Source organism: Limnohabitans sp. B9-3, assembly GCF_002778325.1.
Classification (GTDB): Bacteria; Pseudomonadota; Gammaproteobacteria; order Burkholderiales; family Burkholderiaceae_C; genus Limnohabitans; species Limnohabitans kasalickyi.
The window spans coordinates 60,023-86,291 of sequence record NZ_NESI01000008.1 but is presented as its reverse complement, the minus strand read 5'-3'; the positions used below and the strand labels follow the sequence as shown (position 1 = coordinate 86,291).

At 50.8% G+C, this 26,269-nt stretch carries 27 protein-coding genes and 1 pseudogene; 23 read left to right on the top strand and 5 right to left on the bottom strand.

Going from position 1 to position 26,269, the window contains the following annotated elements; genetic code table 11:
* Positions 1-79: 79 nt before the first annotated feature.
* The gene (locus B9Z42_RS12705) at positions 80-1,201 is read right to left on the bottom strand and encodes a TRAP transporter substrate-binding protein (RefSeq protein WP_100133778.1); all 1,122 of its coding nucleotides are present in this window, start codon (positions 1,199-1,201) and stop codon (positions 80-82) included.
* A gap of 220 nt (positions 1,202-1,421) precedes the next feature.
* On the opposite strand from B9Z42_RS12705, the gene B9Z42_RS12700 reads away from it, so the two are divergent.
* The 3 genes from B9Z42_RS12700 (at position 1,422) to B9Z42_RS12690 (ending at position 4,526) form a co-directional block, all read left to right on the top strand.
* Entirely contained in the window at positions 1,422-2,207 is a 786-nt protein-coding gene (locus tag B9Z42_RS12700; RefSeq protein WP_100133777.1) for a type III pantothenate kinase, read from the top strand.
* Positions 2,208-2,255: 48 nt separating this feature from the next.
* Entirely contained in the window at positions 2,256-3,251 is a 996-nt protein-coding gene (locus tag B9Z42_RS12695; protein WP_100133776.1) for a tripartite tricarboxylate transporter substrate binding protein, read from the top strand.
* A gap of 72 nt (positions 3,252-3,323) precedes the next feature.
* Positions 3,324-4,526 (top strand): M20 aminoacylase family protein, encoded by a 1,203-nt coding sequence (locus B9Z42_RS12690; RefSeq protein ID WP_100133775.1) that lies wholly within the window; start codon positions 3,324-3,326, stop codon positions 4,524-4,526.
* On the opposite strand, the gene B9Z42_RS12685 is transcribed toward B9Z42_RS12690, so the two are convergent.
* Both B9Z42_RS12685 and B9Z42_RS12680 read right to left on the bottom strand, forming a co-directional pair.
* Positions 4,523-5,170 (bottom strand): TetR/AcrR family transcriptional regulator, encoded by a 648-nt coding sequence (locus B9Z42_RS12685; RefSeq protein WP_100133774.1) that lies wholly within the window; start codon positions 5,168-5,170, stop codon positions 4,523-4,525. The two genes, B9Z42_RS12690 and B9Z42_RS12685, sit on opposite strands and share 4 nt — an antisense overlap.
* Positions 5,171-5,210: 40 nt before the next feature.
* Positions 5,211-5,795, bottom strand: coding sequence for a phasin family protein (locus tag B9Z42_RS12680; RefSeq protein WP_100133773.1), 585 nt, complete (start codon positions 5,793-5,795; stop codon positions 5,211-5,213).
* Positions 5,796-5,908: 113 nt separating this feature from the next.
* Here B9Z42_RS12680 and B9Z42_RS12675 point away from each other — a divergent pair, with 113 nt between their 5' ends.
* The 5 genes from B9Z42_RS12675 (at position 5,909) to B9Z42_RS12655 (ending at position 8,373) form a co-directional block, all read left to right on the top strand.
* On the top strand, positions 5,909-6,292 hold the full coding sequence (locus tag B9Z42_RS12675) for a nucleotidyltransferase domain-containing protein (protein ID WP_233203645.1): 384 nt from the start codon (positions 5,909-5,911) through the stop codon (positions 6,290-6,292).
* Entirely contained in the window at positions 6,277-6,699 is a 423-nt protein-coding gene (locus B9Z42_RS12670; RefSeq protein ID WP_100133771.1) for a DUF86 domain-containing protein, read from the top strand. The genes B9Z42_RS12675 and B9Z42_RS12670 overlap by 16 nt, the downstream gene beginning before the upstream one ends.
* An 81-nt stretch (positions 6,700-6,780) precedes the next feature.
* The gene (locus tag B9Z42_RS12665) at positions 6,781-7,326 is read left to right on the top strand and encodes a transcriptional activator RfaH (RefSeq protein ID WP_100133770.1); all 546 of its coding nucleotides are present in this window, start codon (positions 6,781-6,783) and stop codon (positions 7,324-7,326) included.
* Positions 7,323-8,033, top strand: coding sequence for a polyprenyl diphosphate synthase (gene uppS, locus B9Z42_RS12660; RefSeq protein ID WP_100133769.1), 711 nt, complete (start codon positions 7,323-7,325; stop codon positions 8,031-8,033). The genes B9Z42_RS12665 and uppS overlap by 4 nt, the downstream gene beginning before the upstream one ends.
* 40 nt (positions 8,034-8,073) lie before the next feature.
* Complete coding sequence (locus tag B9Z42_RS12655; protein ID WP_100133768.1) at positions 8,074-8,373, top strand: nucleotidyltransferase domain-containing protein; 300 nt, start codon at positions 8,074-8,076, stop codon at positions 8,371-8,373.
* Positions 8,374-8,535: 162 nt separating this feature from the next.
* On the opposite strand, the gene B9Z42_RS12650 is transcribed toward B9Z42_RS12655, so the two are convergent.
* A complete protein-coding gene (locus tag B9Z42_RS12650) occupies positions 8,536-8,931 on the bottom strand; it encodes a PIN domain-containing protein (protein ID WP_100133767.1) in 396 nt (131 codons plus the stop codon).
* The gene (locus tag B9Z42_RS12645; protein ID WP_100133766.1) at positions 8,928-9,170 is read right to left on the bottom strand and encodes an AbrB/MazE/SpoVT family DNA-binding domain-containing protein; all 243 of its coding nucleotides are present in this window, start codon (positions 9,168-9,170) and stop codon (positions 8,928-8,930) included. Before B9Z42_RS12645 ends, B9Z42_RS12650 begins: the two co-directional genes overlap by 4 nt.
* A gap of 339 nt (positions 9,171-9,509) precedes the next feature.
* Between B9Z42_RS12645 and B9Z42_RS12640 the strand changes: the two genes are divergently transcribed.
* The 15 genes and pseudogenes from B9Z42_RS12640 to B9Z42_RS12570 all read left to right on the top strand — a co-directional run bounded on the left by B9Z42_RS12640 (position 9,510) and on the right by B9Z42_RS12570 (position 26,268).
* Positions 9,510-12,053: an SLBB domain-containing protein gene (locus tag B9Z42_RS12640; protein ID WP_233203644.1), complete on the top strand. Its 2,544-nt coding sequence runs from the start codon at positions 9,510-9,512 to the stop codon at positions 12,051-12,053.
* Between the two features lie 11 nt (positions 12,054-12,064).
* On the top strand, positions 12,065-13,249 hold the full coding sequence (locus B9Z42_RS12635) for a GNVR domain-containing protein (RefSeq protein ID WP_158235962.1): 1,185 nt from the start codon (positions 12,065-12,067) through the stop codon (positions 13,247-13,249).
* Positions 13,246-14,364: a glycosyltransferase gene (locus tag B9Z42_RS12630; protein WP_158235961.1), complete on the top strand. Its 1,119-nt coding sequence runs from the start codon at positions 13,246-13,248 to the stop codon at positions 14,362-14,364. The genes B9Z42_RS12635 and B9Z42_RS12630 overlap by 4 nt, the downstream gene beginning before the upstream one ends.
* Positions 14,365-14,390: 26 nt before the next feature.
* A pseudogene (locus B9Z42_RS12625) lies at positions 14,391-14,480 on the top strand (sugar phosphate nucleotidyltransferase); the annotation flags it as partial.
* A gap of 170 nt (positions 14,481-14,650) precedes the next feature.
* A complete protein-coding gene (locus B9Z42_RS12620) occupies positions 14,651-15,817 on the top strand; it encodes a nucleotide sugar dehydrogenase (protein WP_100133763.1) in 1,167 nt (388 codons plus the stop codon).
* A 54-nt stretch (positions 15,818-15,871) separates the two neighbouring features.
* Positions 15,872-17,113, top strand: a complete 1,242-nt coding sequence (locus B9Z42_RS12615) for a hypothetical protein (RefSeq protein ID WP_100133762.1) — start codon at positions 15,872-15,874, stop codon at positions 17,111-17,113.
* Positions 17,080-17,697 carry a DapH/DapD/GlmU-related protein gene (locus B9Z42_RS12610; RefSeq protein WP_100133761.1) on the top strand — a complete coding sequence of 206 codons (618 nt, stop codon included), beginning with the start codon at positions 17,080-17,082 and terminating at the stop codon, positions 17,695-17,697. Before B9Z42_RS12615 ends, B9Z42_RS12610 begins: the two co-directional genes overlap by 34 nt.
* Before the next feature lie 4 nt (positions 17,698-17,701).
* Positions 17,702-18,697, top strand: a complete 996-nt coding sequence (locus tag B9Z42_RS12605) for a glycosyltransferase (protein ID WP_100133760.1) — start codon at positions 17,702-17,704, stop codon at positions 18,695-18,697.
* 287 nt (positions 18,698-18,984) lie between these two features.
* Positions 18,985-20,427, top strand: a complete 1,443-nt coding sequence (locus B9Z42_RS12600) for an O-antigen polymerase (protein ID WP_158235960.1) — start codon at positions 18,985-18,987, stop codon at positions 20,425-20,427.
* Positions 20,428-20,520: 93 nt separating this feature from the next.
* Positions 20,521-21,312, top strand: a complete 792-nt coding sequence (locus tag B9Z42_RS12595) for a glycosyltransferase family 2 protein (RefSeq protein WP_100133758.1) — start codon at positions 20,521-20,523, stop codon at positions 21,310-21,312.
* A complete protein-coding gene (gene ilvE, locus B9Z42_RS12590) occupies positions 21,239-22,234 on the top strand; it encodes a branched-chain-amino-acid transaminase (RefSeq protein WP_199172059.1) in 996 nt (331 codons plus the stop codon). Before B9Z42_RS12595 ends, ilvE begins: the two co-directional genes overlap by 74 nt.
* A 45-nt stretch (positions 22,235-22,279) precedes the next feature.
* Positions 22,280-23,530 (top strand): alanine racemase, encoded by a 1,251-nt coding sequence (locus B9Z42_RS12585; RefSeq protein ID WP_100133756.1) that lies wholly within the window; start codon positions 22,280-22,282, stop codon positions 23,528-23,530.
* Between the two features lie 2 nt (positions 23,531-23,532).
* A complete protein-coding gene (locus B9Z42_RS12580) occupies positions 23,533-24,360 on the top strand; it encodes an aldolase/citrate lyase family protein (RefSeq protein WP_100133755.1) in 828 nt (275 codons plus the stop codon).
* Positions 24,357-25,067 carry a sugar transferase gene (locus B9Z42_RS12575; RefSeq protein WP_199172057.1) on the top strand — a complete coding sequence of 237 codons (711 nt, stop codon included), beginning with the start codon at positions 24,357-24,359 and terminating at the stop codon, positions 25,065-25,067. Before B9Z42_RS12580 ends, B9Z42_RS12575 begins: the two co-directional genes overlap by 4 nt.
* Before the next feature lie 94 nt (positions 25,068-25,161).
* Positions 25,162-26,268 carry a UDP-N-acetylglucosamine 4,6-dehydratase gene (locus B9Z42_RS12570; RefSeq protein WP_199172065.1) on the top strand — a complete coding sequence of 369 codons (1,107 nt, stop codon included), beginning with the start codon at positions 25,162-25,164 and terminating at the stop codon, positions 26,266-26,268.
* Position 26,269: the final 1 nt, after the last annotated feature.

The window sequence follows — 26,269 nt, the reverse complement described above, 5'->3', positions numbered from 1 at the left end:
TCGTTCTTAAAAATAAAAAAGACTGAAGTTCTGCTTGCGCAGACTTCAGTCCCGTGGTCTAACAGCCTAAAATTTTAGCTTAAGCTTTCTTCGCACCGAAGAAGTGGTTGACCGCCATGCGACGGCTGATGTTGGTGTCCTGATCCCACTTCACAGCGCGCGTTGCAAACGCCTTTTGCGAAGCCACGATCTCTTTGAACAATGGGTTCTCAGCAGACTTCTTCTCCAAGATTTCAGACCAAATTTTCAACTGGTCTTGCAAAATGGAGTCAGGCGTTTTGTAGAACTTGACCTTGTCTTTGGTTTGCAACTCAGCGTAGTCTTGAGAGTAACGGTCAACCGCTTTCCAAGACATGTCGGCAGAAGCTGCCTCAGTCGCGCCGGCAATCACAGCCTTCATCTTGGCGGGCAGTGCGTCGTACTTGTTCTTGTTGAACATGATCTCGAAGGTCTCAGCGCTTTGGTGGTAGCTTTGCAACATGCACACCTTAGACACGTCTGGGAAGCCCAAGACACGGTCAGACGTGGCGTTGTTGAACTCAGCACCGTCCAGCAAACCGCGGTCCATCGCTGGCACGATTTCGCCGCCTGGCAATGCGTTCACGGCAGCACCCATGGCTGTGAACAAGTCAATGGCCAAACCGTTAGTGCGGAACTTCAAGCCCTTGAAGTCAGCTGTTTTGGTGATTGGCTTTTTGAACCAGCCCAAAGGTTGGGTGCTCATGGGGCCGTACAAGAATGACTGCACGTTGCCGCCGATGGAGGCGTACAACTTGGCCAACAACTCAGCGCCGCCGCCGTACTTGTGCCATGCCAACACCATGTTGGCGTCCATGCCGAAGGCTGGGCCTGAGTTCCACAGCGCCAAAGCGTTTTGCTTGCCGTAGTGGTAGCCCAACACGCCGTGACCGCCGTCCAAGGTGCCCTTAGACACAGCTTCGAGCAAACCAAAGGCTGGCACCACAGAACCTGCAGGCAACACTTCAATCTTCAAATCGCCACCGGTCATGTCGTTGACTTTTTTCGCGTAGTCAAGGGCGTACTCATGGAAGATGTCCTTGGCGGGCCAAGTGCTCTGCCAGCGCATGCTGATGGGGCCGGTTTGGGCGGCGACCATCGGTGCAGCAGCCACGCCAGCGGCAGCGGCAGCAGCGCCTTTGAGTACGTTACGGCGAGCCGTGGTTTTTTTGATTTCTGACATCAGAGAAGTCTCCTAGGTTTTTGACAAAGACATGAATTGGGGTGCTGATTTTGATCTGCCTTGTTAGATTTTTTTCAAGGGTTTCCCCTAGTGGTTCTTCAAATGCCTGTCTGTTTGTCTCTCTGGAGACGAGCGGCTTCTATACTTGTCCACCATTTCATTTGAATAAAAACATGCGTAGCAACGCGTTGGGCATTGCGGGCTACACATTCACGCACCTATGACATTTCTTGCACTCGATGTGGGCAACACCCGTCTTAAATGGGGCGTGTACGACAGCCCGGCACCCGGCGCCAAGTTGTTGGGCAGTGGCGCTGTGTTTCTAGAGAATATTGACCGTTTGGCAGATGAAGATTGGCGCGATCTGCCCGAGCCCACCCACATGTTGGGCTGCATCGTGGCCGGCGAGGCCATTCGCCGCCGCGTCGAAGAACAAATGGAAATGTGGGACTTCGCCCCGCATTGGGCCGTGTCCTCTGCCGCAGAAGCCGGCATGACCAACGGCTACGACCACCCCACGCGCTTGGGTGCTGACCGTTGGGTTGCCATGATCGGTGCACACGCGCGCATGCTGGCGAGCTGCGGCGGTGCGCCCAAACCCATGGTGGTGGTCATGGTGGGTACGGCGGTGACCGTGGAAGCCATTGACGCCAGCGGCAAGTTTTTGGGCGGCTTGATCTTGCCTGGCCACGGCATCATGTTGCGCGCCTTGGAGTCAGGCACCGCAGGCTTGCGTGTGCCCACCGGTGACGTCTGCGAATTCCCCACCAACACCAGCGATGCCCTCACCAGCGGTGGCACTTTTGCCATTGCTGGCGCGGTCGAACGCATGGTTCAGCATGTGCGCCAACACTGCGGCGAAGAGCCCATGTGCCTGATGACCGGCGGCGCGGGTTGGAAGATGGCGCCCAGCATGTCGGTGCAGTTTGAACTGGTGGACACCTTGATCTTTGACGGTTTGCTAGAAATCGCGCAATCGCGCTTGGGCACCGTTTGGGTCGCCTGATATCCCGCACACGTTGCTTCAAATTTCATTCCTCATTAAAGTGCACCTATGAAAAATTCAAACCTCTCGCCATTCATCAAGTCGCTCTGCGTCGTCAGCCTGGCCCTGGTCGCCAGCTTCAGCAGCCTGGCCCAAACCCCGGCATTCCCTTCCAAAACCCTCAAAATCGTGGTGCCCAATGCGGCCGGCGGCGCGGCCGACATCACGGCGCGCACGGTCGGGCAAAAACTGTCCGAGGCCTTGGGTCAATCGGTGGTGATCGAGAACAAACCCAGCGCAGGCGGCATCGTCGCAGGCGAAATAGTGGCCCGTGCTGAGCCCGATGGCCACACGATGTTGTTGATCTCCAGCGGCACGGCCGTCAGCGCGTCGCTCTTCAAAACTTTGCCGTTTGACACGGTCAAAGACTTCACGCCCGTCTCCAAACTGGCCACGTTTGACTTGGTCATCGCCTCGGCCGAAGGTGGCCGCTTCAAAACCTTTGCCGAGTTGCTGGCCTACGGTCGCGCCAACCCTGGCAAGCTCAACATCGGCACGCCCCAAATTGGCACCACCCAAAACTTGGCCGCAGAGTTGTTCTTGAGCGCTTCGGGTCTGTCGGCGCAAATTGTTCCGTTCAATGGCACGCCGCCCGTCATCAACGCCTTGCGCGGCGGTAGCTTGGATGCGATGGTTGAAATCGTCGGGCCCTTGATGCCGCAAATCAAATCCAACGCCGTGCGCCCTTTGGCTTTGCTGGGTGACAAGCGCGCCGCCAGCATGCCAGACGTGCCGACCGTGCGCGAAGCCGGTGGCAGCTTGGACAAGTTCCAAGCCTCGTCGTGGAACGGTTTGGCCGTGCCCGCACAGACACCGCGTGACGTGGTGTTGCGCTTGAGCCGCGAAATTCAAACCATCATGGACATGCCCGACGTCAAAAAGCGTTTGAGCGACGTCAACCTCAACGCCCAAGGCTCCACGCCTGAGCAAGCCGCCGAGTTGCTGGCCGCCGACATTCGACGCTGGCATGACGTGATCATCAAAGCCAAGATCGACAAGCAATAAGGCGCTGGTGCACCCGCTTAGGGTGTCCCCTTAGGCCAAGCGCGCCCTTTGCGGCTGCTATAAACTGACACGATGAACTTGCCTCTGAATCCCAAAGTCTTAGCCGAACTCATGGCCCAAGCGCCGGGCATCGCGGCAGTTCGCCGCGATATTCACGCGCACCCCGAGCTTAGTTTTGAAGAGTTTCGCACCGCCGATGTGGTGGCGCAAAAGCTCACCGAATGGGGCATACCCATTCACCGTGGACTAGGCAAGACGGGCGTGGTGGGCATCTTAAAAAATGGCACCAGCGACCGCGCCATTGGCCTGCGCGCCGATATGGATGCGCTGCCCGTTCAAGAGTTCAACAAGTTCGACCACAGCAGCAAACACCCCGGCAAGATGCACGCCTGCGGCCACGATGGGCATGTGGCCATGCTCTTGGCTGCGGCCCAGCATCTGTCGCAGCACAAGCAATTTGACGGCACGGTCTACTTCATTTTTCAGCCCGCAGAAGAAGGCGGCGGTGGTGCCCGCGAGATGATGCGTGACGGCCTGTTTGAGCTGTTCCCCATGCAAGCCGTCTACGGCATGCACAACTGGCCGGGCTTGGCCGAAGGGCAATTCGCCTTGAGCGCGGGCCCTGTCATGGCGTCGAGCAACGAGTTCAAAATCACCATCCACGGCAAAGGCTGCCACGCTGCGTTGCCCCACAACGGCATCGACCCTGTGCCGATCGCCTGCCAAATGGTGCAAGCGTTTCAAACCATTATTTCGCGCAACAAAAAGCCGGTCGATGCGGGCGTCATTTCGGTCACCATGATCCACACCGGTGAAGCCACCAACGTCGTGCCCGACCACTGCGAAATGCAAGGCACCGTGCGCACCTTCAGCTTGGAGGTGCTCGACCTCATTGAGCAACGCATGCGCGATATTGCGCACCACACCTGCGCGGCCTTTGGTGCCACTTGCACGTTTGAGTTTGAGCGCAATTACCCGCCCACCGTCAACCACGCTGCCGAGACCGAGTTTGCCCACCAGGTCATGGCCAGCATCGTGGGCGGCGCCAACGTGGTGCCGCAAGAGCCCACCATGGGCGCTGAAGACTTCTCGTACATGTTGCAAGCCGTGCCCGGCGCCTATGCGTTCATCGGCAACGGGGAGGGCGCCCATCGCACGCACGGCCACGGCGAAGGCCCATGCACCTTGCACAACCCCAGCTACGACTTCAACGACGCCCTCATTCCTTTGGGCGGCACGGTGTGGGTCAAGCTGGTCGAGGCTTGGTTGCGTTAATAGGCGTTCAGCAAATCGCCCAAGTGCCCCTTGTGCTCGTCCACCGCAAACGGCAGCACCAAACTCAGCACATGCTTGGCCCCGCGCAACAGCGACTTTTGCGCACTCTCAGGCTCTAGCGCGTGACGCGGATCGCGCACGTACTCGTAACTCAGCCACCACGTCAACATCACCACCATGTGCGTCGCTGTGGCCTCGCGCTCCGACACCGTGACCTGCAAAGCGCCTTCGTGCGCGAGGTTGTCCAACAAAGTACGAAACGCCGTGTTCTTGTGCAGCAGCGCATCTTTCACGTGGGTTTCTAGCCGCCGGTTGTTGCTCAGCAAATGGTTCAAATCGCGGTACAAAAACCGGTACTCCCACACCAACTCAAACAAGCTGTGCATGAAAAACCAAGCGTCCTCCACATCGTGCACACCAGGCGCCGCGCCCAGCAGTTCGTGCAGCGCTGTTTCATAGCGGTTGAACAGCGCCGTCACCAACTCCTCTTTGGCGGGGTAGTGGTAATACAAATTGCCAGGGCTGATGTTCAGCTCAGCCGAAATTAGCGTCGTTGACACGTTTGGCTCGCCAAAGCGGTTGAACAGCTCTAGCGTCGTCTCCAAAATCCGCTCAGCCGTGCGGCGCGGTGCTTTTTTAGCCATATGAATCGAATTTGTTCATTTAATTGGGGTCAGATCCCAATTAATTTTTGGCAGGTTTGGCAGGTTTGACAGACTTGGCGGGCGCCTTAGCCGCCGTTTTGACTGCCGTTTTCGCCGTCGATTTAGCGGGCACTTTGGTAGCTGCCTTCGTTGCTGGCTTTACAGCAGGCTTTGCCGCCGCTTTCGGTGCAGCTGTCGTCTTTTTGGCCGCCGTAGGTTTGACGGCCACAGGCTGGGCCGCTTGACCCAATTGCGCCTCCAGCGCCGCCACACGCTCATGCAGCGCCTTCAACTCTTGTGCCGATGGCACGCCAAGTCCTTGCAGCGCCTTGGCCACGCGGTCTTCAAAAATGTTTTCTAACTTGCCCCATTGACCTGTCGCGCGTTCGTTCAGCGTCTGCGCCGCTTCCGTCACTTTTTGCGTCGCTTCGGCCAGCTTTTCTTCAGCGGTGGTGTGCACCTTGCGCTGCATCGTGATGCCGTCGCTCACCAGCTTTTCAAATGCCTTGGTGCCTTCCTGTTGCGCCTTCGAAAACGCGCCCAAGCCTGCCAACCAAATTTGCTGCGCTTGCTCTTTCACGTTGTCAGACATCGCGGCGGGATCAAACGGATTTTTTTTAGACATGAGGCGCTTTCAAAGACGTTGCAGAAGAGGGCACTTTAACGCGCAGTGCTTGCACTGGCAATTGGGTTAAGCTCATTCGCATGGTTCAACCTTCAACGTCAATCGCTAGCCCCGTGGACGATCAACTTCGCGACGTGTTGTCGCGGTTCCCTGTTGTTCAATTGGCGATCTTGTTTGGCTCTGTCGCCAGCGGCCGAGCTCGTCCAGACAGCGATTTAGATCTGGGCATTGTTTGCGCACGCCCAATTAGCGTGGATGAAAAAATCGCCATCATCGAAGCCTTGGCAGAAAAGTTTGGCCGACCTGTTGACTTGGTCGATCTCTATCCCGCCCCCGAACCCCTGCTTGGGCAGGTCTTGCGCCACGGCCGTCGCATCATCGGAAGCGATGAGTCCTTTGCGCGTTTGCTCTACCGACATCTCATTGCGCAGGCCGACTTTATGCCCATAAAAAACAGAATTCTTCAAGAAAGGCGCATGGCATGGATCGGCAAGTGATTGACCAAAAGCTGGAGTCTTTATTCCGTTGTTTGTCGCGCATCAAAGCCAAATTTCCAGCTGACGTTTCTTTGTTGACCTCCGACTTTGATTTACAAGACATCGTCTCACTTAACCTCAGCCGTGCCGTGCAATTGACCGTTGACATTGGTGGGCACATCGTCTCTGTCAGCGACTTCCATTCACCCGAAACCATGGGCGAAACATTCGATGTGCTGGCGCAAAACAAAGTCGTGTCACATGACCTGGCCGCAAGGTTGAAAAAATCTGTGGGTTTCAGGAATATCGCCGTTCACAACTACGACGCGATCAATTGGCACATCGTTCACAGCATCATCAAAGATCATTTAGGTGACTTCACTGAATTCGCCAAAGCTGTCATTGCTTGGCAAAATCAACAGCGGTAAGCATCAAACAATCCGTCTAAACCCCCGCGTGCAACGCGTCAACTTGCGCTTACGATACGTCTCTGAGATTTTTGACAACGTATGAGCCCAGAGACAACATCGCCATCGACAGACACCGTGACGGCCAGCAGCGCTTGGTACGTCATTCACACCAAGCCTCGCAACGAGACGCGTGCCTTAGAAAACCTACAAAACCAAGGCTTCGAGTGCTTCTTGCCGACCATGGAGGTCGAAAAGCGCGTGCGTCAACGTGTGCAAACCTTGGTTGTGCCCATGTTCAGCCGCTACCTGTTCATTCGCTTGAACGACGTCAACCAAAACTGGGCGCCCATCCGCTCCACCTTGGGCGTCAGTAAACTGGTGAGCTTTGGCAACCTGCCCGCCAAAGCCCCACAAAGTCTGATCGACTTTTTGCGCCAAGCCCCCGCCGCCGAAATCGCTCGCCTCTTTGGCGTGGGCGACGCCGTACAAATCACCGACGGTCCGCTCAAAGGCTTGCAAGGCACGTACCAAGCGCACCTTCAAGACCACGATGGCGACCAATGCGCCATGGTTTTGGTCGATTTGCTCGGTCAACCCCAAAAATTGCGCATGGCTCTGGATTCACTCCATAAAATAGAGTCATGAACAAAAGTATTACAAGTCCCGCACACATCGCCATCATCATGGATGGCAATGGGCGTTGGGCTAAAAAACGCTTCATGCCGCGCACCGTCGGCCACGTCAAAGGTGCGAGCTTGGTGCCTGACTTGGTCAAGGCTTGCTTGCACAAAGGCATACCTCACCTCACCCTGTTCGCCTTCAGCACCGAAAACTGGAGCCGCCCCGAGGACGAGGTGTCCACCCTCATGGGCCTGTTCATTCAGTACCTTGAGAAAGAAATCAAAAACATGCAAGCCGAAGGCGTGCGCCTCAACATCATCGGCGACACCTCGCGCTTCCCGCAAGCCCTGCAAGACAGCATTCACAAAGCCACCGCCAGCACCGCCAGCAACACCCGACTCATCCTCAATGTGGCGGCCAACTACGGCGGCCGCTGGGACATTTTGCAAGCCGTGCAAGCTTGGCAAGTAGCCAACCCCACGTCCACCGTGGCTGACCTCGCGCCCGAGCAACTCAACGACTACCTCAGCACCGCCGGTCAGCCCGAGCCCGACCTACTCATCCGCACCGGCGGCGAATCGCGCGTCAGCAACTTCATGCTGTGGCAATTGGCCTATGCTGAGTTCTATTTCACCGACACCCTGTGGCCCGACTTCGATGCCGCCGAGTTTGACAAAGCCTTGGCATGGTTTGAAGGGCGTGAGCGGCGGTTTGGCTCGGTGGTGGCATAAGGCGCTGCACCCTAGAAGTCCATGCTGTAAGATTTTCAGCATGCGCCTCACCCCTGAACAAGTTCAAGCCATTCGCCAAGTCGCCCAACGCGAGCTGGGTGACGATGCTCGGGTACGGCTTTTTGGCTCTCAGGTCTTGGATGATCGCAGAGGCGGCGACATCGATTTGCTCTTTGAAACCGACACAAAGCAGCAAAGTCGCGCCTCCACCATCTGCCGCCTCTACGCCGCTTTGGTCATGCAACTGGGCGATCGAAAAATCGATGTGTTGCTCAAAGACCCCAACACCCCTGATGCCCCCATTTTTCAAATTGCCAACCGCACAGGGGTTTTGTTGTGACGCTGCTTTACTCACTCATGAATGCGCGTAACGCAACACCCATGCTTTTCAAGGTTGTGAGCTGCATCGACTTGAAAGCTAAAGAGCTTGGGTTGCTTGATGACCCGCTGCGCTGACATGTAAATAGAGTTGTCAATTGAATCCGCGATTGCATCCAGCAGATCACACCAACAACCTCATCCCCGCATATTTAGAAGCCCCTACATCAAACGTCATCGTCTGCACACAGCCTGCGCTGGCAGCGGCGCGTTCAATCAGGCAGTCTGCGAGGTCGGCCTTGCCATCGCCAAAAACGCGCAGTGCGCGCATCACTTGATCGGCGCGCTCGACCATGAGTTGCTTGGTGCACAACATGGCCTCTAGGGCTTGCGCGACTTGTTGGCCCGTCAGTCCATAGCTTGACGTCAGCACCCAATACAACTCCACCACAGAAACCATGGTGATGTAGCCCACGTTGTCGCTGGTCAACGACTCAATCAACGCGGTGGCCTTGGCCGATTGCTTGACATCGTCTTGCATGATGTAGCGCACCATCACATTTGTATCGAGGCCAATCATCGTGCTGCCGCGCCGCGTTTTGCAATGGCCTCATTCATGGCTTCTACCGAGACCTGCTTCTTGGCCGCTCCAAACATACCCTTCAGTGCCGTCACCTCACGCGTGGCCGCGACGAACTCGTAGCGATCGGGTGCGATTTGTACAAACTCGACCCGATCCCCGGCATCCACCTTGAGCGCGTGACGCACTTCCACCGGTATCGTGATCTGCCCTTTGGACGTGAGCGTTGCTGTTGACATGGCATTTCTCCTTTTTCCTTACTATGAAGTAAGGCGTGCATGGCGTCAAGGGCTTGCGATGACATTCTTGACAAAGAATGGGTGTAGAAATGGTTGCAACAGCATCTAAACCCACACAGCAAAGGGCGCGGCGTTTGGGTCAACCTCAAATAGCAACCCGTCCACCCCCTGACAATACTACGTAAAAAATGAATTATTTAATACTCGTTATTTTGCTGAATGACATGACAAGTCACAAAATCGTCACCTTTCCTACATACAATAGCTAGTCAAAATAAAAACTAGCCAACACCTCAGCGCATTGCCGAGGTGTTTTGTTTTTACCGAAAGATGTTTTCAATGCCTCAATTGAAGTTTGCGCTTGGTTCAAGTGCTGCGGTAGCCATGGTGCTGTCGCTTTTTGTGGTTTCAGCCCACGCGCAAAACATGCAAGCGCCTACGGGTCAACCCCAAGGTTTCACAGCAGGTGCGGCAGCAGGCGGCGCAGGCCTTGGCGCCATGTCGGCAGGTGGTGTGCCCTCTATCCGTGCGGTCGACCCCACCAGCCCCTTTGGTACCCCAGCTTTGGGCGCACAAGGTGCACAAACCTTGCAAGGCGGCTATAACCAGCAACTGGTTGACCCCCTCAAGCCCAACGACTTCCAAAAATTCGTCTTAGAAACCACCGGTTTCAAACTGCCCCTCTACGGCCAAAGCTTCTTTGACAACGTGCAAAGCAGCCAACGCCCAGGCGGCAACCCCTTCGCGCCTATCGACAATGCGCCCGTCACGTCTGACTACCCATTGGGCCCGGGCGACCAAGTCATCATCCGTGGCTGGGGCTCGATTGACATCGACGTGCGCACCACCATCGATCGCAACGGCATGGTCACCCTGCCACGCGTGGGTGCCGTGCAATTGGCGGGCGTCAAAGCCGGCCAAGCCGAAGGCGTGCTGCACAACGCTGTGGGCAAGTACTACAAAGACTTTCAACTCAGCGTCAGCCTAGGCAGCCTGCGCTCCATCACTGTGTATGTGGTGGGCCAAGCCCGCCGCCCAGGCAGCTACACCCTCAGCAGCGTGTCCACCTTGGCCAGCGGTTTGTTCGCCACAGGCGGCCCCAACGCCAATGGCTCTATGCGCCGTGTGCAGCTCAAGCGCGCCGGCCAAGTGGTGACCGAGCTCGACCTCTACAGCTTCTTGTCACAAGGCAGCAATGGCGCAGACGCCAAGCTGATTGATGGCGACGTCATCTTCATTCCCCCCGCCGCAGGCCACATCGCCATGGTGGGCAAGGTCAACAACCCTGCGGTGTACGAGCTCAAAAGCACGTCCGAGACCTTAGAGCAGTTGCTCAGCGTCGCCGGTGGCGTGCCCGTGGTGGCTGACCCCCGTCGCGTCACCCTAGAGCGCATCAACGCTAACCTCAATCAGCCCCGCAGCGTCGAAGGCTTTGCGCTCGACGCCGCAGGCCTCAAAACCGCGCTCAAAAACGGCGACTTGCTCACCGTGCAAGCCATCAACCCCGAAATGGCCAACGCAGTCACCTTGCGCGGTAACGTGGCTCAAGCCACCCGCTTGCCATGGCGCGAAGGCATGCGTGTGACCGATCTCATTCCCAACAAAGAAGCCCTCATCAGCCGCGACTCTATTCGTCGCCAAAACGAAGCGCTGTTTGATGGCAATCAGCGCGAGCGTGCTTTGCGTGAGCGCGAAATGATTCCGGATGACTTGTTGGCTGACCCGCAGCTGGAGGCTCAAATTGATCGTCAGTCTCGTGAGGGGGTGATCTCGGCTACGCAGTCTGGTAACACAGCTGCTTCTAAGAACACGCGTGAGTTGCGAGATGCCCGTCAAGCCAGGTTATTTTCTCAACAAAGGCTGGGGTCTTCTGCCCTGAGTTTGTCTGAATCCATCGGTAATTCATACGACGAAATCAATTGGGAATACGCCCTCATCGAACGCCTCAACCGCCAAGACATGAGCGTCAGCTTGGTGCCCTTCAACTTAGGCCGCGTCTTGGCCAACGCCAAAGACCCAGACAACCAAGTGCTGCAGCCGGGTGACGTGGTCACCGTCTTCTCGGTCAACGACATGCGTGTGCCCATGGCCAAGCGCCGCGCCATGGTGCGCATTGAAGGCGAAGTGGCCAGCCCCGGTGTGTATCAAGTCAAGCCCGGCGAAACCTTAACCACCGTGCTGCAACGTGCCGGTGGCCTCACGCACGATGCCTATTTGTTTGGCGCCTCGTTCTACCGCGAAGACGTGCGCAAAAGCCAAACTGAAAACCTAGAAAAACTCATTCGCCGCCTTGAGGCAGAGTCCAGTGCCAGCGTGGCGCAAATCAGCCAAAGCATGGGTGCCAGCACCGACGCCTCATTGGCCCAAGCCCGCATCTTGGCTGCGCAGCAAGCGCAGCGCCAGTCGATTGACCGTGTGCGCAGCCTCAAGCCCGAAGGCCGCATTGCCATGGACATGCCAGCCGACATGTTCAATTACGTCAACAAACTGCCCGACCTGCGGCTGCAAAACGGCGACCGTTTTGTAGTGCCCAGCCGCCCAGACTTTGTGTATGTGTTTGGCTCGGTCAACACCGAGTCGGCCTTACTCTATAAAGCCGACCAATCGGTGGAGCAATACCTCAAAGTGGCAGGCGTCAGCCAAAGCGCCGACCGTGATGGCGTTATCTTGATTCGTGCCGATGGCTCTGCCGTCACGTCCACCGGCACGTGGGGCAACCCCGTGCTCAGCACCAAGGTCATGCCTGGCGACACTATCGTCATGCCTGAAAAGCTAGACCGCGAAGCCACTTGGAGTGCTGTCATTCGCAACACCAAAGACATCACCCAAATTTTGTACCAGCTGGGCTTGGGTGCCGCAGCCTACAAAACCTTGCGTAACTGATGGGCACGAGCATGACCGAGCAAACAACTGCCCAAAACACTTTGCCTGAAGATGACGAAATTAGCCTGATTGATTTGGCCATTGCCTTGGGTGAAGAGAAGGCAACCATCCTCAAAGTAACGGGTTTGTTCACTGCGGTGGCCGTGGTTGTGGCCTTGCTACTGCCCAATATCTATACCGCCAAAACGGTGATGATGCCGCCCCAGCAGCAGCAAAGTGGCGCTGCATCTGCACTGGCTAGCTTGGGTGCTTTGGCTGGTTTGGCAGGGGGGGCTGCTGGCATCAAAAGCCCTGACGAAATGTATGTGGCCTTTATGCAAAGCGAAGGCCTGCAAAATACTATTATTGGAAAGCTTAAATTACAAGAACGGTACGACGAAAAGACGTTAGTTGATACGCGTAAAGAGCTTAAAACAAATATTCGAATTTCTCCAGACAAAAAGTCTGGTTTGATTACTATCGAAGCCGACGACAAAGACCCTGTCTTTGCTGCGCAGCTAGCCAACTTGCATGTCGACGAGTTACGCGTGTTACTAGGTCGTTTGGCTGTTACAGATGCCCAACAGCGTCGCATGTTCTACGAGCAGCAAATCAAGAAAGTGCAGGTAGAGTTGGCAGAGGCTGAGCAAAGCTTCAGGCAAGCCAAAGCTCAGTCGGGCATGCAAGTTACAGCTGTTTTGGCTGAAACTGGTGTGCGTGCCAGTGCGGAGTTGCGCGGCCAAATAGCGGCACGCGAAGTGCAAATGAGTGCCATGAGCCGCTTTGCCACTGCGCAAAACCCCGATGTGCAGCGCTTGGGCAGCGAGCTGTCTGCTTTGCGCGGTCAGTTGGCAAAGCTAGAGCAGGGTAGTGGTGTGGTTGAGACCTCAACACCTTTGCAACAGCAGGCCGTAAAGTCGTATCGCGATGTCAAAGTGCAAGAGGCCATGCTGGAAGTGCTCATCAAGCAGTACGAGTTAGCCCGCGTGGACGAGGCCAAAGAAGGGCCCCTGTTGCAGCAGTTAGATGTGGCCACTGCGCCAGAGCGTAAGGCCAAGCCCAAACGCTCCATGATTGTTTTGGTTGCTGCCTTTGGTGGCTTGTTTTTAGGGGTGCTGCTGGCCTTTATTCGCCGTGCCATGCGCAATGCCGTTGAGTCAGATCAAGGCAGTTCGCAAATGTCATTGCTGCAAAAAGCATGGAGTTTCAAGCGTTGACCGTTATCAGCATTTCTGCTGCTGCTGCGTGGGGCTTTTTTAGTTGCTTTGCACTGTGCGTGTTGTTGGTCGTCACCAAGCGCTGGCATGGTGCGTTGACCATGGATTTCACAGATGGCATTCAAAAGTTTCACACAGCGCCAACGCCTCGCATCGGAGGCATACCCATCGTGTTGGGGCTTGTCGTGGCTTGGTCAGTGGCGCAGCAGGATTTGAAAGATTTACTTTTACCTATTTTGTTAGCAGGCATGCCCGCGTTTTTGTTTGGCGTTGCTGAAGACTTGACCAAATGTGTCGGCGTTATGCAGCGCTTGCTGGCGACTATGGCTTCGGGCTTGTTGGCTTGGTGGATTACCGAATACTCCCTCACCCGTGTAGACATTTGGGGGGTGGACTGGCTTTTGAGCTTTACGTTGGTATCCGTCATCTTCACCGCCTTTGCTGTGGGCGGCGTGGCCAACGCCGTCAACATCATCGATGGTTTCAATGGCTTAGCCAGCACCATGGCTACCTTGGCGTTTGTGGGCTATGCACTCATTGCATGGCAGGTGGGCGACTACACCCTTGCCAACGCGTCTCTTGTGCTGGCCGCTTGTGTATGGGGTTTCTTTTGGGTCAATTGGCCCTTTGGCAAGATTTTCTTGGGCGATGGCGGTTCGTATTTTATTGGCTTTGCGTTGGCTTGGGTAGCAGTCATGCTCTTGGCGCGCAACCAGTCAGTGTCTGCATTTGCGGCACTTGTGGTGTGTGTTCATCCGGTTACCGAGGTGTTATTTAGTATTTACCGCCGTAAGGTGCGTAAAGACCACCCGGGCATGCCTGACAGGCTGCACTTTCATAGCCTGGTCAAGCGTCGCTATGTAGCGCGTTGGTTTGGCGAATATTCCAATGCAGTCAGAAATTCAATCACAGGTGCATTGGTCGGCGCTATGACTCTTACTTCCATCGCGCTGGCGAGTTTGACCTTTACCTCTGTACATCTATCAGCTCTGGTATTCGTTACCTTAGGCTTGGGTTATGTTTCTGTTTATGCCCGTATGGTGAGACACCATTGGTGTTCACCCATTACTTTTTTATTCGTTAAACCGAATAAGCATGCAGGCCTAGCAGTTTGAATCAGCTGACCAAGACGCTTAAAAAAATGATTCAAGTTACACCCGTTATTCTTTGTGGTGGCTCTGGCACTCGGCTGTGGCCGCGCTCTCGCACAGGCTTTTCCAAGCAGTTTCTGTGCATTCGCATTAGCTATAGGATCTACGGCACTAAACGGCGATAAGGTCTAGAACAATTTTCAGATTCAAAACACCAAGCTTAAAAACGCAAACGGCGTCGACAAAATCTAAATTACATGACATCTGGCGCATTTCGGCTAAGCGATCAACTGACCAAAAAAACTACCCAATGAAAATCGCCATCGCGGGCACCGGCTACGTCGGACTCTCTAACGCCATCCTTTTGGCTCAGCACAACGAAGTCGTTGCGCTCGACATCATCGCTGACAAAGTTGACATGATCAACTGCAAGCAGTCGCCCATCGAAGACGCAGAAATCCAGCATTACTTGGCCCACGAGCCTCTTAACCTGCGGGCCACCTTAAACAAGAACGAGGCCTACGAGGGAGCGGACTACGTGATTATTGCCACTCCGACAGACTACGATCCCACGACCAATTATTTCAATACCGTCAGCATCGAGGCGGTTATTCGGGACGTGTCGGCCATTAACCCGCAAGCGGTGATGGTGATCAAAAGTACCGTGCCCGTCGGCTACACCACCAAAACTGCGCAGGCACTGGGCACGTCCAACCTGCTCTTCAGCCCCGAATTTCTGCGCGAAGGCAAAGCCCTACACGACAACTTGCATCCCAGCCGCATCGTGGTGGGCGAGCAAAGTGAACGCGCAAACGCATTTGCTGCCCTCTTGCAGCAAGGCGCCATCAAAGCCAACGTGCCCGTGCTACTAACGAACAGCACCGAAGCCGAGGCCATCAAGCTTTTTGCCAATACCTACCTCGCCATGCGCGTTGCCTATTTCAACGAGCTAGACACCTACGCAGCCACCAATGGGCTGGACACGCGCCAGATCATTGACGGCGTTTGTCTCGATCCGCGTATCGGCAACCATTACAACAATCCAAGCTTCGGATACGGCGGGTACTGTCTACCCAAAGACACGAAGCAGTTGCTTGCCAATTATCGTGATGTACCTCAGAATCTTATCCAATCTATTGTTGAATCCAATACGACTCGTAAAGACTTCATCGCTGAAGAAATAATACGCCGTAACCCTAAGGTGGTTGGTGTTTACCGTTTGATTATGAAAGAAGGATCAGATAACTTTCGTGCTTCAAGCATTCAAGGGATAATGAAAAGAATTCAAGCGAAAGGAATTACTATAATTATCTACGAGCCTAACTTGAAAGAGATGAATTTTTATGATTCAGAAGTGATTGCAGATATAAACGAATTTAAAACAAAAACAGATATTATTATAGCAAATCGAATGAGCAATCAATTGTTGAATGTGGCGGATAAGGTTTATACACGTGATTTATTTGGGATTGATTGATTATAAAGGCTATAGAAATGCTGATATTTAAAGTGCTTAAATAAATAACTACGAATGCTTAAAACAATAGTTATACAAGGGGTGGGTGCATTAACTTCAATATTACTGACTGGGGTGATTTCGAGAAAGACGGGCATTGATGGGCAAGGTTACTGGGCAGAACTAAAGGCTAATACAGAGTTTTTGGCGGCATTTTTAGCCTTTGGTTTTCCTTCGTCTGTAACATACTTAATACATGCAAAGGGGCAGTCAGTAAAAAGAATTTTAAAGTCTATTTTTGCATGTGTTGGTATTGCATCATGCATTGGTGTTTTTTGTGGCTTTGTATATTTTAAAATTTTTAATAAGTTAATTATCGGGAATAGTACACAGGATGCGGTAATAATATATGCGTCAGCGGTGCTGCTATCAATTTATTTTATTTATAGGGGTATATATTTAGCTCTATCTACAAATACAGGGTTTGATGTAGTGACTGCAAGTCTACCCATTTTCTTGTTAGTTTCCTTTTGGGTGAGTGATATTAATTTTAAAGAGGATATATATAGTATTTACTTGGTTGCAATACTTTTATTGACTGCTACGATTGGTATACCTTGGCATTTATTTTTTTTTAATAATTCGAATAATATTGCTTCAACTCACCAAGTTAAGGAGTTAAGTTTCTGGCAAATAGTAATGTTGTCGGCGCCAAATTTTGGGACGATAATACTCCCATATCTTTTCCCGCTTCTGTTATACAAGACCATGAGAATGAATGGATATTCAGAATATGAAATGGGTATTATAAGTATTTGTATGCTGGTTCAAGGTGCGGCATTATTGATTCCTAACATAATTGGACCAAGACTTTATAAAGAATGGACAATTATGGACGCCAAGATAGATGTGCGGATGTCTTATAAAAAAGCAGTGCGATACACTTATCTATTTTCATTAATTGTATTTTTAGTAACAATGGGTGGAATTGATGTAATATTGACATTAGTAACAGGAGGTAAATTACACGATGCTATTGCCCCAATATTTATAATATTGTCTACATTACCACTAAGTGCTGCGTTGAGGCCAATGCTTAATCTTTGTTTATCACGAGGGGGGGCAAACCACTATATTTTTTCATTGATAATTAAGTCATTATCGTTGGTGGTTCTTTTCTCTTTCTTTCCTAAATTGGGAGTAATTTCAGCGGCTTTTATTATTATGTTTACTGAGGTCATTGCATTTGTGGTATTGTTATTCATGTCAAAAAAGTTGCTTAAATGGTCATATCCTTCCCTTTTGGGGGTACAGTGAAGCAATTGTTTCGAAATATAATTAATGCCTGTGCTTTAACTTTATATTATGCAGTTGGATGGCTCAAGGCATCGATTCATGGTGTAAGACTAGACTATCGCGCAAAGATAAGTCCATATGCAAATATTGCCTTGGCATCATATATTGGAAATGCATTGATAGCCAAAGATGTATTTGTAGGCAAAGGGTCTTATATCAATTCCGGCGTGATTCACTCCGGCTCAATTGGGGAATATACTTCAATCGGATATGATGTATGCATCGGACCCTCTGAGCACAACTACAAACAATGGACAACTTCACCATACGCCTTGAACGCAGCAAAGGAAACTGTTAGCATTGATTCAATACATCCACCTCAAATTGGTGATGATGTTTGGATAGGTGCAGGTGTAATTATCTTAAAAGGATCAACTATTGGAACTGGAGCTGTATTAGCTGCTGGTGCCGTAGTTAAAGGATTTGTACCAGAGTACGAAATATGGGGTGGAGTGCCTGCTAAATTCATAAAAAAGAGATTTATTAATGGAAATGATGAAAATAATGCTCGGTTGAAGCTTGATTCACTGAAATCTGAAAGATGATCATATGAAAATATTATGGATTCATAACTGGCCAGAAGATAGGAAAAGTATGGGGCCATTTATGTGGACTGTTTATAATGGATTGAAAGAGTCTGGGCATCATATTGATATGCATTATATTAATGGTAGGAGAAATATATTTTCATTATTTATTGAAATTATTCAGCTTAAAAAGAAGTTAAAAAGATATGAATTAGTACATGCACAATATGGCTCATTAATCGGATATATTGCTTCAAAACTAGGGCTGCCATATATTATTACTATTAGAGGGTCGGACTGGCATCAATACCGGGGCGGTAACGTTAAGGAGTATATTCATTCTTTGGTGGCAACAACTTTAACTAGACTTGCATTAAATAAGTGTTCGCATGCTATTGTTATGTCTAAACGAATGGCTAGTGAATTGACAGAATTTAACGATAAAATCAAAAAAACTATAATCGCTGATCCAATTGATGTTTCATCTTTTCATCAAATGAATCAGGTTGAATCTCGCTCTATGCTCGGGAGCGATGATTATAAAAGTGAATGGGTGTTGTTTAATACGTTAGATGAAAAAAATCCGGTTAAGAGGTTAGATTTGGCAAGGGCTGCCATAGAGATAGTTAAGAGTAAATATCCGGAGGTCAAACTTAAAGTAGCCACTGGATTAAAATATAATGATATGCCAATATTTATCAACTCCTGCGACTTAGTGCTTTGCACCTCAACGCACGAAGGTTGGCCGAATTCGATAAAAGAAGCCTTAGCTTGCGGCTTACCATTTGTGTCGACTGATGTAAGTGATCTGCGTGAAATTTCTATCAATTACAAAACATGCAAAGTCACTAATGATGAACCAGCTGAAATTGCAAAGGCAATTATGGAAGTCTTGTCTAGCAATGTAAATGAAAATTACAATGAAATATTAAATGAATTTGATATTTTTAAATCTACTAAAAAATATATAAATCTGTATGATCTGAGTGAGAAAAGTATTGAAAAAAGGATTTGTTAGGCGAGATTAGGAAGTAAGGTAAAAACGAATTCAAGTAAGTGGTGAAATATATACTAATGAGTGGTAATGCGACTTTTAGGGTGTCTGTTGATTAGCTTTCAAAAGATGATGAATTAGTATTGTTCGCCATTCGACAGCTGCATGTGCCTTTTGTAACATGAAGTTGGTGGTTAGAATGGATATGCTTCCAAATTGCAATGATATAAGCAGAGATAGTTCGTCACTTTTATCTTTGATATAAATCATCAATAAATTGTATAATGTTAATTTTATAATTTAAATTAATTTTGAATAATAAAAAATCTAAAAAATTAGTAAAAAAAATATTCACTAAGAATATAATTTTACTTGTAATATTGGTAGTGGTTATTGTTTATTTAAGCTTTATAACTGACTATGAAGGTTTAGCATCGTTTACGCCATACTTTTTATTTATTCAAATATCAATATACCTACTTGGCAGCGGTCGAACTTTTGATGTCTTTGATCCATATCATGGTGTGTCAATATTACACCTGCTGTACTCTTCAGCGGCTTTAATGTTTGTCGCTGAGGCGAGGTTCATTCCGCAAGGTGATTATATTAACATTAGTCATGCGTTAGAGTTCAGCAAGGTTTCATTATTTATCCAAATTACTCTATCTTTTGTAAATAATATTTTTTCGAACCAAAAGATTCAGGATTTTGCGCCTGCTAATAATAGTGGTCTTAAATTAGAGCGTGGATCTATTCGCTTGGCATTGTTAATTTTACTTGCTTTATTGATGTTGCAGGTTGGTGAGTTGAATCCCATTGGGATTAGTAGTTATGGTGATAGGGTGCTTGATTACAATGTAAACAAAAGAGGGCAGTCTACATCTGGGCTGACTGAATTTATTGAAATATTTGCTCAAATAGGAATACTATTTTTAAGTGTTTATATTTTGATTGTTGAGAGTAAAAAAAATCATTTACGATTATTTGCTGTTTCTATTATAGGGTTGCTGTTGGTCAAATATTTTCTCGCTGGTGACAGGTCCAGTTTGGTCACGTGCATATTTTTCCTACTCATTGTTCGACATTACTTTGTTGCAAATTTAAATATTGTATACGTTCTTCTATGTTCAATATTTGGCTATGTTATTTTTAATTTGATTTCTATTGCCAGAGTTTCATCTGATCCGTTTGAAATGATTTTTATTGTGACGAATTATATATTGGAGAATGGCATCACAATTTTTGCACTCGATAAATCAGGCGAGTTAATGGCTGGGGCTAACTTTATCAAGTTAATCAGCGAAGTGGATGCTACTGGTGTCCGTTTTGGTGGAAATGCGCTAGATTCAATTTTGTCTTTTATACCAAGATTTATGATGAATAGAGAGGCTTATTTTGGTAATGAGACTTTTGTTCGTTGGTATTACCCTGAGGTATTTACTCAAGGAGGAGGCCATGGTTACTTTTTGCCGATGGATGGCTACTGGGATTTTGGGGTTGTGGGTGCTCTTGTATTTATGGTGGTGTATTTGAGCATTTTAAAACACTTTTATTATTTGCTTCTTAAAAATAAATCTAAAATTATCTATATATTTGTATATGCTGTATTTTTTTCGCAATTGATTGCTTTTGGAATGAGGAGTGGAGTCTATGCCGCCAGTAAGCAATTTTTAATTTATGCAGCACCACTCGTGCTTATTATTTTGTTGTTGCGTTTTGAAAATACTAAAATTCGCAATCGTAAAGTGGTGTGAATCTTTAAGGTCTTTAAAATGATTGGCTCATTGTATTGATTTTGAGTATTTCATATTTCTAACAAATCCAAATGCTAACATTAAATAAATTCCATGATGCAAATAATTGAATTAAGCGTAATAATTCCGTTTTATCGTGAACTCGATATGATAGCAAGGTCGGTTGATTCAGTTTTAAATAATCTAGGTGTAGTTGGTGGAGTGGAAATATTGATCTGCAATGATGGTGCTATAGCTGAGGAAGATATACGGAAGCGACTGAGTAAAGAATCTAATAATATTGTTTGTGTTTTAAAAAACAAAGGACATCGAGGTCCTGGTGGCGCGCGGAATCTAGGTCTTGATGCTGCTGCTGGCCAAATGATTGCGTTTTTAGATGCGGATGATTTTTGGTTGCCGGGCAAGCTTGAGGCACAGATAAATGCAATTAAACTGGGTGCAACATTTGTCGCAACTGGCTATAAGTTTGATAATGCGTTGGCTATCATTGAGCCGCCGGCTTTTATTGATAGACCGATAGATATTTTTATTCGTAGAGGCATTGGTACTTCTACTGTAGTTATAACGCGAGAATTGTTGTCCAGTAATCGTTTTAAAAATATAAGATTTTCGCAAGATATCGATTATTGGTATGCATTGGCTCGTAGTCCTGAATTTAGGTATCGTTCTATTGATGAATGTTATGTTGAGTACAATACAGCAGGATCCACAAGTAACAAGTGGGTTCAACTAAAGTCATTTAATCACGTACTTTCTATTAATAATATTTTTTGGCTTACACGTAGTCGGGTGATGGTAAGCTATATTCTGAATGGTATTTATAATCACTACATCAAAAAAAGATTTTTCCTTAAGAAAATTAAAAAAAACAACCACCATGCATGACAATCTAATTTGGATACGAGGCGAGATCATTCGTCAGAGCAAAGCAACGGTCAACGTACTATCTCCGATGGCGCAGTTCGGTCTGAATGTCTTTGAAGGCATACGCTGTTACTGGAATGAAGATAAAAGCGAACTTTATGCATTCAGATTGAATGAGCATCTTGAACGATTGATGATGTCTTGCCGACTTCTGCGACTTCCTTCACCATATCTGCCAGCCCAGATCGAGTTATTCATGAAGCAAGCCATCCAAGCCAATGACTTCCAGACCGATACGGCTGTACGAATGACGATTTTCGGCGATGGACAAGGAACTTGGAACACTTGTGAGCCTGTTTCTATGTTTGTGGCCCCCATGGCTAAACCACGTACTAGGCTGGACAAGATACCGGCCTTAAAAGCCTGTATTTCTTCTTGGGAGCGTATCAACGACAATGCTTTACCTCCGCGTGCAAAAGTTGGAGCCAATTATATTAACGGCCGCTACGCGCACCTCCAGGCGCGTCATGATGGGTATGACGTGCCCATTTTTTTGGGACGTGACGGCAAGGTGGCTGAGGGGGCGGGCGCTTGCCTGTTCATGCTGCGGAATGGCCAATTGGTGACACCGCCTACGACATCCTCCGTGTTGGAGAGCATTACGCGCGACACAATCATGGTACTAGCTCGCGAAGCGGGCATGATGGTCTTAGAGCGTCAAGTGGATCGGACTGAACTCTATTTGGCAGATGAAGTGTTCTTGTGTGGCAGTGCCGCCGAGATTTCCCCCATTGTTTCCGTGGACGGCTATGTCTTGGGTAATGGACAACCAGGTCCTGTCACGTCATCATTGTTAAAGGGTTATCTTGAGGTTTCATCCGGGGAGACGTTGGTGCATCCCGAATGGCGGACTGTTGTGCACCGCCGTACTTTAATTGATTAAGTACATGACATATATAAGTTTTTAATCAAATTCTGATTTACACATATGAAGTTAACTCGTTCTTTTCTCGAGCTCGTATCGGGCAGTCATGGTCCCAGTTTTTACCTGCTGGATGCCCCCCGCTTTCAGGACAACTTCAGGCACCTCACGGATGCCTTCCGCGCTCACTATCCGCAGACGACGATCGCCTACTCATACAAGACCAACTATGTGCCCCGGTATTGCGCGCTGGTGTCCCAGTTGGGGGGCTACGCAGAGGTGGTCTCTAGCATGGAGATGATGCTGGCTCTCAAACTGGGCGTGTCCGCTCATAAGGTTTTCTTCAATGGTCCCTACAAGGAGCACGAGCATGTGCTTGCGCTTCTTCATGAGGGCGGCACGGTGAACATCGATTCGTGGGAAGAGTTGCAACGCATATCGCGTTCGGCCGACCAGCACGACGGCGAGCCCTTCAAGTTGGGTCTGCGCTGCAATTTCGAGGTACACGATGGTGTGTTGTCGCGTTTCGGCTTTGACACGGATAGCCAGGCTTTCTTGGACGCTGTGGCTCTTATTGATGGGCATTCAAAGCTGAAGCTGGTTGGCCTGCACTGCCACTTTGCAACGCGGAGCCTGGACTGTTGGAAGAACCGCACCGAGGGCATGATCGCCGTGATTGATCGCCACTTCCGCCACCGCTTGGCCGACTTGACGCATGTGAGTCTCGGTGGTGGCATGTACGGTCACATGCCGGATGATCTCAAGGTGCAGTTCCCGGTCACGATCCCCGCGTTCGAAGACTATGCGGCCGTGGCAGCATTGCCATTCGCCCGCTACCTCGACGAAGTGGGCGGCAGCCACCGTCCCACGCTAATCATCGAACCAGGCACTGCCCTGGTGGCGGATGCGATGAAGTACGTATGTCAGGTTAACAGCATCAAGCATGTGCGTGGGCGGACGATAGTCTCATTGACTGGTAGTTCCTATAACATCAACCCGAACCCCAACCGTAAGAATGTACCGATCGAGTGCTTCCCTGACCCTGCCGCGCAGGATCGAACTGAAATGACAGGCGCTTATTTCGGTGGCTACACCTGTATCGAAGGGGATTATCTGTACAAAGAGTTCAGCGGCAATCTGTCTGTTGGCGACTTCATCGCCTTCGACGATGTTGGCGCTTACTCTGTTGTCATGAAACCACCATTTATCCTGCCTAACGTGGCTATCGTCGAGCCGCTAGGCGATGGCGATCGCTACAAGCTGGTCAAGCGTCGCGAAACTTTCGACGATATCTTTCACACCTACACGTTCGAGTGAGCATGCGCCTTTTGTACATCACCAAAGATCCGGCGGTTAGTCGGGTCGCTGAGAACGCGGGGGTCGACTGGATCTTCGTGGACATGGAGTACCGAGGCAAGTCGGACCGCCAGGCTAATCGGGACACCGTGATCTCGGCCCACACGCTCGAAGATGTGCTGGCCATGCGCCAAGCCATTACGCACTCGCAACTGATGGTGCGCATCAATCCCTGGGGTGAATGGAGTCGGCAAGAGGTCGAGGACGTGGTGCAAGCTGGTGCAGACATCATCATGTTGCCGTTCTTCACGACGGCCACCGAAGTCTCAGCCTTCATCAGCGAGGTCGCCGGGAGAGCGAAGACCTGCCTGCTGCTCGAGACGATGGACGCAATCGCGGCCCTGGATGACATTTTGGCGGTGCTAGGCATCGATTTTGTGCATATCGGGTTGAACGACCTCCACATTGAGCGGGGTACGACCTTCATGTTCGAGTTTTTGGCGGATGGCGGTGTTGACGCGATCGCTTTCAAACTGCGTGCGGCTGGTATCACGTTCGGCTTTGGTGGTATGGCCCGGATTGGCGGCTTGGTGCCTCCGGCCGAGCGCATCTTGGCCGAGCATTTCCGCCTGGGTTCGACAGGTGTGATCCTGTCCCGTAGCTTCTGCCATCCTTCACAGGCCACCGGTGGAGAGGCATTTGATGCGATGTTCAAGGCTGAGGTCGCCAAGGTTCGTGCCGAGGAGTCTCGACTGGCCACGGCCAGTGCCGCATTTTTCGAACAGACTCGGCTGCAGGTGATCAATGAGGTCGAACAGGTGGTGCGGCAGATGAAGGAGAACCAAGCGTGAAGCAAGAAAGAGGCGCTTCTTCGCTTGCCCTGTTGGTCATCCGTGGCCTCGACCTGCTCTTTTCGCTGGCCGCGCTGCTGGTCTTCTCTCCTCTGCTGTTGTTGGTTGCCATCGCGCTGCGCTTTTCTGGCGAAGGCGAGGTCTTCTACCGGCAGGTCCGCTTCGGCAAGGGAGGGCGTGAGTTCTATCTGCTGAAGTTCGCCACGATGATGAAGCACAGCCCAGCCATGGGGACCGGAGAATTGACACTGCCAAACGACCCACGAGTGCTGCCACTGGGGCGCATCTTGCGCAAGACCAAGCTTAACGAATTGCCACAACTGCTCAACATCGTTGCAGGCGATCTAAGTTTGATTGGCCCTCGTCCCCAAACTCTACGTTATTACAACTTTTATCGACCCGACGACCGAGTCTGTATAGACACCATTCGGCCCGGCCTTTCCGGCGTAGGGTCGATCCTGTTCCGCGACGAAGAAACCTTGCTGTCCAAGGTGAACGATCCGATCGCTTTCGACGACCAAGTCATTACCCCTTACAAGGGGCAGGTGGAGCACTGGTTCGCTCTAAACCAGTCGGTGAGTCTCTATTTCGAGCTGATCTTCACCACCGTACTGGTCGTGTTGATACCCTCTTCCGGTCTGCATCAGCGCCTGCTGAGTCGTGTGCCGCCTCCACCTGCCGAGCTTTCCAAGCTGCTTGAATCATGAGAAGGATCCTGTTTTGAATGCTTTGAACCTCTTGGGCCGACATGAGCCCCTCTTTGACCAAGACATCTCTCTTCATGAGTCTGCCTTGCGCGACATGCTCGCCAACGCGCGCTGCCTAGTGATCGGTGGTGCCGGGACCATCGGCCAGGCCGTGACGCGCGAGTTGTTCAAGCGCGATCCGGCCGCCTTGCATGTGGTGGACATCAGCGAGAACAACATGGTGGAGCTGGTGCGAGATATCAGGAGCACGATCGGCTACGGAAAGGGTGACTTCCGCACCTTCGCCATCGATTGCGGTTCGCCCGAGTTCTCAGCGCTTTTCCAGGTGGAGGGCCCTTACGACTACGTCTTCAACCTCTCAGCGCTGAAGCACGTCCGCAGCGAGAAGGACCCGTTCACTCTCATGCGCATGATCCAGGTGAACGTGTTCAACACTTTGAGCACGCTGCGAATGGCCAAGGCCGGTGGCGCCAAGAAGTACTTCTGTGTGTCGACTGACAAAGCAGCCAACCCGGTGAACATGATGGGTGCCAGCAAGCGCATCATGGAACTGTTCTTGATGAGGGAGAGCCTGACGCAGTCCATCTCGATGGCACGGTTCGCCAATGTGGCCTTCTCCGACGGCTCGTTGCTGCATGGCTTCAACCAGCGCTTTGCCAAGCGCCAGCCGATATCGGCGCCATGTGACGTGCGCCGGTACTTCGTCACCCAGCAGGAGTCCGGCGAGCTTTGTTTGCTCTCGGCCATGCTTGGCGAGAACCGCGACATTTTCTTCCCCAAGCTGAGCGAGAAGCTCCACCTCATCACCTTCTCGGAGATCGCCCAAAAATACTTGCGTGGCCTTGGCTACGAGCCTTATGAGTGCCAAACCGAGGACGAGGCCCGCGGGCGTGCCGAAGAGCTCATCAGCCAGCGTAAGTGGCCCTGCTATTTCTTCAACAGCGACACGACGGGCGAGAAAGACTTCGAAGAGTTCTTTACGGATAAGGAGGACTTAGACATGTCCCGCTTAACGAGCGTCGGGGTCATCCGTAATGAGGCGCAGTTCGATGACGGCCAACTGCTGCGCTTTGAAAGGGACGTGAACGCCTTGCGCTCGAGCGGAAGCTGGACCAAGGGCCAACTCGTCGAGATGTTCTTCGAGATGTTGCCGGATTTCGCCCATCTAGAAACGGGCAAATACCTAGATCAAAGGATGTGAC